The sequence below is a fragment of the Nitrospirillum iridis genome (genome assembly GCF_014205765.1).
GTDB lineage: Bacteria > Pseudomonadota > Alphaproteobacteria > Azospirillales > Azospirillaceae > Nitrospirillum > Nitrospirillum iridis.
The window spans coordinates 1-1095 of the sequence record NZ_JACIIZ010000053.1 but is presented as its reverse complement, the minus strand read 5'-3'; the positions used below and the strand labels follow the sequence as shown (position 1 = coordinate 1095).

Here is a 1095-nt window from a genome sequence, read left to right as displayed (position 1 = left end):
TGTCAATCGGCAGCGTAACGGGACCCCGTATCGGCGCCCAATAGGGACCCCAGTGATGTGCTGGCAATCGGGTTGTCCCGGTAGCGCATAGGAGGGCCCCGTCCCCGGAGCGCAGCGCCCTTGGCGATGCGCGGAGCGGAGGGGACGGGAGGTGCCTGTGCGCCCACCGGGGGAACCCGCGGGGGTGGGGTCTGGGGCGGGGGGCGGTGATGGGAAGGCGGTCAGGCGCGGTTCTTGAAGCGCCAGCTTTCGTTGCCGGTCTCGACGATCTCGCAGTGATGGGTCAGGCGATCGAGCAGGGCGGTGGTCATCTTGGCGTCGCCGAAGACGGACGGCCATTCGCCGAAGGCGAGGTTGGTGGTGACGATGACCGAGGTCTGTTCATAGAGGCGGCTGATGAGGTGGAACAGGAGCTGGCCGCCCGCCTGGGGGAACGGCAGGTAGCCCAGTTCGTCCAGGATGATGAAGTCCAGGCGGCTGAGGTGGTCGGCCAGCCGCCCCTGGCGCCCCAGGCGGCTCTCGGCCTCCAGCTTGTTGACCAGGTCGACGACGTTGAAGAAGCGGCCGCGCCTGCCGCCCCGGATGCAGGCGCGCGCGATGGCGATGGCCAGGTGGCTCTTGCCGGTGCCGGTCCCGCCGACCAGGACGACGTTGCGCTGATGAGCCAGGAAGTCGCCGCCCGCCAGGTCACGGACCAGGGTCTGGTTGATCGGCGTGCCCTCGAACACGAAGTCGTCGATGTCCTTGGCCAGGGGCAGCTTGGCGATGGTGAGCTGGTAGCGGATGGAGCGGGCCTGCTTCTCGCTGATCTCCGCGCCCAGCAGGTCGCCGACGATGCGCTGAGGCTCGTGCTGGCGCTTGACGGCCGTGGCGATGATCTCGTCATACGCCGCCTTCATGCCGTAGAGCTTCAACTCGGCCATGGCGGCCAGGATTTCCGGGCGCTCCATCACTGTACCCTCCTCAAGGTGTCGTAGCGGGCGCAATCGGCCACGGGCGCGTGGTGCAGCATCAGCGTGGCGGGCGTCCGGATGGGCGCCGGCGCCGCCGCTTCCCGCCGCCGGGCCAGGATGTTGAGGACGACGGCGGCGGAAT

General features: G+C 68.9%; 1 protein-coding gene. It reads right to left on the bottom strand.

Annotation, left to right across the window (positions count from 1 at the left end):
• Positions 1-221: 221 nt before the first annotated feature.
• Positions 222-950, bottom strand: coding sequence for an IS21-like element helper ATPase IstB (gene istB / locus FHS74_RS30105; RefSeq protein ID WP_184807959.1), 729 nt, complete (start codon positions 948-950; stop codon positions 222-224).
• Positions 951-1095: the final 145 nt, after the last annotated feature.

What these genes read in the sequence shown, in the direction of transcription:
- istB (WP_184807959.1), bottom strand. Translation starts at nt 950, where the DNA reads ATGGAGCGCCCGGAAATCCTGGCCGCCATGGCCGAGTTGAAGCTCTAC.